This window comes from Streptococcus sp. 1055 (assembly GCF_013276815.1).
Taxonomy (GTDB): Bacteria; Bacillota; Bacilli; order Lactobacillales; family Streptococcaceae; genus Streptococcus; species Streptococcus pseudopneumoniae.
Map to the genome: position 1 here is coordinate 1 of NZ_VMLT01000004.1, position 6,170 is coordinate 6,170.

At 39.0% G+C, this 6,170-nt stretch carries 6 protein-coding genes and 2 pseudogenes; 1 reads left to right on the forward strand and 7 read right to left on the reverse strand.

Going from position 1 to position 6,170, the window contains the following annotated elements; all coding sequences use genetic code 11:
* Positions 1-801: pseudogene (locus HT699_RS00345) on the forward strand (IS3 family transposase); the annotation flags it as partial.
* A 281-nt stretch (positions 802-1,082) separates the two neighbouring features.
* Here HT699_RS00345 and pta read toward each other — a convergent pair.
* The 7 genes and pseudogenes from pta to HT699_RS00380 form a co-directional block, all read right to left on the reverse strand.
* Positions 1,083-2,057, reverse strand: a complete 975-nt coding sequence (gene pta, locus HT699_RS00350) for a phosphate acetyltransferase (protein WP_000451580.1) — start codon at positions 2,055-2,057, stop codon at positions 1,083-1,085.
* A 43-nt stretch (positions 2,058-2,100) separates the two neighbouring features.
* Positions 2,101-2,997: an RluA family pseudouridine synthase gene (locus HT699_RS00355; protein ID WP_054393139.1), complete on the reverse strand. Its 897-nt coding sequence runs from the start codon at positions 2,995-2,997 to the stop codon at positions 2,101-2,103.
* A complete protein-coding gene (locus HT699_RS00360) occupies positions 2,994-3,812 on the reverse strand; it encodes an NAD kinase (RefSeq protein WP_050261575.1) in 819 nt (272 codons plus the stop codon). The genes HT699_RS00355 and HT699_RS00360 overlap by 4 nt, the downstream gene beginning before the upstream one ends.
* Positions 3,796-4,467 carry a GTP pyrophosphokinase family protein gene (locus HT699_RS00365; RefSeq protein ID WP_054393140.1) on the reverse strand — a complete coding sequence of 224 codons (672 nt, stop codon included), beginning with the start codon at positions 4,465-4,467 and terminating at the stop codon, positions 3,796-3,798. The genes HT699_RS00360 and HT699_RS00365 overlap by 17 nt, the downstream gene beginning before the upstream one ends.
* Before the next feature lie 477 nt (positions 4,468-4,944).
* Positions 4,945-5,376 carry a DUF2335 domain-containing protein gene (locus HT699_RS00370; RefSeq protein ID WP_000379281.1) on the reverse strand — a complete coding sequence of 144 codons (432 nt, stop codon included), beginning with the start codon at positions 5,374-5,376 and terminating at the stop codon, positions 4,945-4,947.
* On the reverse strand, positions 5,360-5,566 hold the full coding sequence (locus tag HT699_RS00375) for a hypothetical protein (protein ID WP_000917045.1): 207 nt from the start codon (positions 5,564-5,566) through the stop codon (positions 5,360-5,362). Before HT699_RS00375 ends, HT699_RS00370 begins: the two co-directional genes overlap by 17 nt.
* 175 nt (positions 5,567-5,741) lie before the next feature.
* Positions 5,742-6,170, reverse strand: a pseudogene (locus HT699_RS00380) (N-acetylmuramoyl-L-alanine amidase family protein); the annotation flags it as partial.

The window sequence follows — 6,170 nt, forward strand, 5'->3', positions numbered from 1 at the left end:
GCCATTAAACTAGCTCGTTAGACCTACTACTATCACTTGAAACAGCTAGATAAACCAGATAAGGACCAAGAGCTTAAAGCTGAAATTCAATCCATCTTTATCGAACACAAGGGAAATTATGGTTATCGTCGGATTTATTTAGAACTAAGAAATCGTGGTTATCTAGTAAATCATAAAAGAGTTCAAGGCTTGATGAAAGTACTCAATTTACAAGCTAAAATGCGACAGAAACGAAAATATTCTTCTCATAAAGGAGACGTTGGTAAGAAAGCAGAGAATCTCATTCAACGTCAATTTGAAGGCTCTAAAACAATGGAAAAGTGCTACACAGATGTGACCGAATTTGCCATTCCAGCAAGTACTCAAAAGCTTTACTTATCACCAGTTTTAGATGGCTTTAATAGTGAAATTATCGCCTATAATCTTTCAACTTCACCCAACTTAGAACAAGTAAAAACAATGTTGGAACAGGCATTCACAGAGAAGCACTATGAGAATACGATTCTCCATAGTGACCAAGGCTGGCAATACCAACACGATTCTTATCATCGGTTCCTAGAGAGTAAGGGAACTCAAGCATCCATGTTACGCAAGGGAAACAGCCAAGACAACGGTATGATGGAATCTTTCTTTGGCATTTTAAAATCGGAAATGTTTTATGGCTATGAGAAAACATTTAAATCACTTAATCAATTGGAACAAGCCATTATAGACTATATTGATTATTACAACAACAAGAGAATTAAGGTAAAACTAAAAGGACTTAGTCCTGTGCAGTACAGAACTAAATCCTTTGGATAAATTAATTGTCTAACTTTTGGGGGTCAGTACAAAATGCACTCAATATTATGCGTTTTCTCATGAAAAATTCTCTTTTCATACTCATTTAAAAGGAAATTTATCGTTTTACGGACATGTATATTACAGATTTCTATAGGTCGTATATAGACAGGATATCATCGCTTGGAAGTTGTCCTTTTTGACACCAATCAGTAATTTAGTTCTCAGGAATTAATAGCAGTGCTTTTCGTACATAGTTTCATAACTACAGTATAGCATAGTATATCGCTTTATAGTTTTCACTATTGATGAACTGCTTGAGCTGCTGTGATAAGGGTTAACTTGTAAACATCATCTGCATTACATCCACGAGAAAGGTCGTTAACTGGCTTGTTCAAACCTTGCAAAACAGGACCTACTGCCGCAAAGCCACCAAGACGTTCAGCCATCTTGTATCCGATATTTCCTGCCTCGATACCTGGGAAGATGAAGACATTTGCTTGACCAGCTACCGTACTTCCAGGAGCTTTCAAAGCTGCAGTTTCAGGAACAAAGGCTGCATCAAATTGCAACTCACCATCGATTTCAAGGTCAGGGCGCAAGTCGTGAGCAATTTTAGTTGCTTCAACGACCTTATCAACGCTTTCACCAAAACCTGAACCTTTAGTAGAATAGCTTAGCATAGCAATTTTAGGCTCAATACCAAACATCTTAGCTGTGATTGCTGAGTTGATGGCAATTTCAGCCAAAGCTTCCGCGTCTGGATTGATGTTGATGGCACAGTCTCCAAACAGGTAACGTTCCGTACCACGAACCATGAGGAAGGCACCTGAAGTACGAGTCACATTTGGACGAGTTTTAATGATTTGTAGGGCTGGGCGAACTGTTGAAGCAGTTGAGTGAATCGCACCTGACACCATTCCATCAACCAAGCCCAAGTAAACCAACATAACACCAAAATAGTTGACATCTTCAACCAAAACCTTGCGTGCATCTTCTTCAGACATTTTGCCCTTACGACGCTCCACCAAGGCAGCAACCATTTCTTCAAATTGAGGATAATGTTGAGGGTCAATGACTTCATAACCATCCATGATCCCTTCAATTTCAAGATAAATTTTAATTTTTTCAGGATTTCCTAACAAAACAGGAATCACTTCTGTTTCTTTTACCAAACGTTTAGTCGCTTGAAGAATACGTGGCTCTTCCCCTTCAGGGAGAACGATACGAGCATTTTTACCAACAAGGTTGGCTTTGAGACTTTCAAAAACTTCCATGAGTTTTCTCCTTTAAGATAATAATTATACTCTGAAACAGTTTTTATAGAGTATTAGTTGATAACTGGGTAATAAGGTTGCTAAAATCATCCGGCAAGGGACTTTCTAACTGCAAGTCTTGCTTTAAAAATGGATGATAAAAAGATAGGAAATGGCAATGCAGAGCCTGACGTTGAATGCCGTCATCCAAGCTACCACCGTACAAATCATCGCCCAACAAAGGAAAACCAATATGAGAAAAGTGGACTCGAATTTGGTGGGTTCGACCAGTGTGCAGCCGAATGTCGACCAAGTGGATATTTCCATAAGAAGCTACAATCTTGTAGGAAGTATGGGCATATTTTCCACCTTTAGCCACCCGTCTGGTAATAATGGAGTCTTCATCACGCGCAATCGGGGCAATAATTTCCCCCTCTGACTCCAAGTGTCCATCACCTTTAACCAAAGCAAAGTAGCGTTTTTCAATGGACTTCTTCTGCAACTGCTTGTCCAATCGTGCATGGGCATAGCCGTGCTTGGCAAAGAGCATCGAGCCAGAAGTATCCCTATCAAGCCTGGTCACAATGTGAACTTGCTGATTTTCGTAATTTTGCTTGACGTAGTAACCCTTGATAAAATTGGCAATGGTATTGGAGTGGTTAACACTAGGAATAGAGGCAACTCCATAGGGTTTATTCAAGACTAGAAAGTGGTCATCCTCATAGAGAATATCCAGTGGGCGCTCGATAGCTTCCAGAGTTTCAAAGCCTTCCTCAGCGGGAATATCGATAGTAACGCGGTCCCCAAGATCCAATAGATAGGTTGCATTTTGTGGTTGGTCATTGACCAGAATAGCCCCACCTCGAAACTTAATCTTGGCCAGAAGCCCCTTAGAAACCTCGTGCTTTTTTAAGAAGGTCTTAACCTTGACATGCTCATCTGCGATAAATTCAAACCTCATTCGTCCACCTCGCCGATAAAGGCATCCTTAACACGGTTCCAGAAACTAGTATGGCTAGGAGTCGCGACAAAGTGAATCTTATGATGATCGATTTGATACTCAATACGCTCAATATTACGGAAAGAATAAACGCTATTGTCAACCGAAATGGTATGGTAATCATTTCTCGTTGGAATGAGTTCAATCTTATCCTTCTTAGGAACGATAATGGAAGAGCCCAGCGTTCGATAGACACGATTATTGAGGCTGGCAATTTCCGTTAATTGCAAAGCTTCAATGGTAGGGTGTAAAACAGCACCGCCAAGAGACTTGTTATAGGCAGTACTACCAGTCGGTGTCGAAACTGTTAGCCCGTCTCCACGAAAACGTTCAAAGGGAACACCATTGATGACAATATCTGCTACCATGGTTCGATCAGACCTGCGGATGCTGGCTTCGTTGAGGGCACGAAAAATCTTGACCTCTCCATTTCCAAGAAAAACCTTCACATTTAGAACAGGGTAAGAAACCCTTGCTCCGGTATCTAGCTGCAAATTGGTCATTAACTTATCCAACTCAAAATCACGATAATCGGTATAAAAGCCCAGATGTCCTGTATGAAGACCGATAAAGCGTACCTTATCAAGTTGGTCTTCGTACTTATGAAAGGCCGACAAGAGCATACCATCCCCGCCAATGGAAATGACAATATCCGGATTGGTATCATTGAGTATAAACTGATTTCTCTTCAAACGATCTCGCAATTCATACAAAACCCTTTGACTCTGCGGTTTTCTATTGGCTATCAGATCAATTCGTTTACCTGTATTCTTCATCTGTATCGTCACTGTTTCCTACACCGTCATTTAATTTTCTACTCAAGGGATCAAAAAGAGCCTGAGCTTCTTGGATATCATCACGAATTTTACCCATTTCTTCATCCAACTGATGGGCGATTCTAGCTGTAATTTCCAGTCGCTTCTTAATCTCCTCTGGGAAATCCCCTTGGTACTTGTAGTTGAGAGAATGTTCTATCGTTGCCCAGAAATTCATGGCCAAGGTACGTATTTGAATTTCTGCCAAAATAGTCTTGGCTCCATTGATGGTATCAACCATATATTCTACTACCAAATGATAGGAACGATAGCCTGATGCTTTTCTATGAGTAATGTAATCTCGCTCCTGTATGATTCGCATATCCTGACGCTTGTGCAAAATATCCACTACTTCCTTGACGTCATCTACAAACTGAACCATCACACGTAAGCCAGCAATATCCTGCAAATCATGTTCTAAGGTCGCATAAGTAATACCACGTCGAGCCATTTTTTCTTTGATGCTCTCAATTGGCTTGACTCGACCAGTCACAAACTCAATCGGAGAATGTTTATTTTGCTTACGATATTGCTTGCGAATACCACGTAGTTTAATCTTTAACTCACCAACAGCTTGAATGTAAGGATCTAGAAATTCTTCCCATTCTAAGGTCATATATTCTCCCTTGTTCTCATATTATCCGTCAAAAATATCTTTGATTTTTTCTCCAGATTCATATACAATAAATACAATGCTTATTATACCATAAGTGAAAAACGTTTACAAATAGTTATCATCACTTGTAAATAGTTGAGTTTTTACTTATTTTTCGTTAAAATCATTTACACTAATTTCCATCGTTTTTTTAAATCGTATTCATCTTCGTATTCATTTTTACAATCATCTTTGCCCGTATAGTTGAGAAGGTTTCAATTTACTTCTAATAGTTTACAAAAGGATCAGTGACTCATTTCACTGTTTTTTATTTTTAACAAAACACCGTTTTTGACAATAATACACCACGATTTCCTCTCCATATTCTTCATGTAAACGCTTTTTTGAACAATAGGATTGTGATTTTGCTTTCTAATCGTTCAAAATGTGTGTTTTTGAAAAATAAAAAAACCGCAAGCCTGAGCCTGCGGTGAAAAATTATTCTTTGTCTTTGTTTTTATTTTGATTATTCCCTGTAAACAAACCAATTAGCCCTAATGCAGTAGTTCCAGTTAAGACACTACCTGCAATTTGTTTATCTGTTGCTATTAAGTAAATTCCACCAATAATAACAACGAGGGCGATTAAAAAGCCAAATAACTGTCCCAATTTATGAGAAGCAATATTCCCTGATAAGTATTTATCTTCCATCTCTCTACGATGTTGGCTTTCTGCAATACCATTATCAATAATCTTTTGAGCAGCATCCGGATATAGCTCTTTATATCCTTTGAGAATATCTGGATGAGGTAGGTCACCTTGATAGATTTCCAACTTCTGTAAAACTACTTGACGCTGTTCATGTGGTAAGCGCTCGACTTCATCAACAATATTATTGACTTCAATCAAATCTTTATTCTCGGTATCCAAATTTCATTACCTCTTTCTGAATGCCCATCGTTGATTTCTTGTAATCACTTTTGACTTTCTTCCAGTCTGGGACTGTATCAGCTTTTACTTTCGAAATGTTCTGGTTAAAGCTAAAAACAGGCAATACAATTGCTGTCATACCAAGTAAAAAAGACTTAAAGTATTGAGGTTGTTTTGTATTTTTTAACATCCCAAATTCCTCCTACTCGCTCCATAATATTTTTTTGAATTAACTTGATTATGACATCTTTCTTTAAAAAAGTCAATGTTTCTTACTCTTTTTAACAAAAAATCCCCACAAGGACGAGTCCTGTGGGGTAGATAAACATTTTAGAAAAGTTTTCCTTTCCTTTTATTTTTTAAAATTATTTAGTCGTAATCAAGCCGTCTGGCTCTACTGTGAACTCTGGCTTGTCTGCCATTGTTCCGTCTGGTTTGAGGTAGTACCAGCCTGTTCCGTCCGCAGACTGGATAAAGGCGTTTGATACCATAGCACCTTCTTTACCGTCAAGGTAATACCAAGTATCTTTGTACTTGACCCATCCTGTCTTCATAGCGCCCTCTGTGTCAAAATAATACCACTTCTCAGCGATTTTCTTCCAGCCTGTAGCCATTTCGCCTGAGTTATCAAACCAGTACCAGTTGCCGTCTGTGTGCTTCTTCCAGCGGTCTGCAAGCATGTAGCCTGAGCCGTCGAAGTAATACCAGGTGCCGTTGACCTTCTCAAACTTGTCTTTTGGATAAGAGCCGTCTGAGTGTACATACCAATAGCCTGTATCGTTCTTCTTCCAACC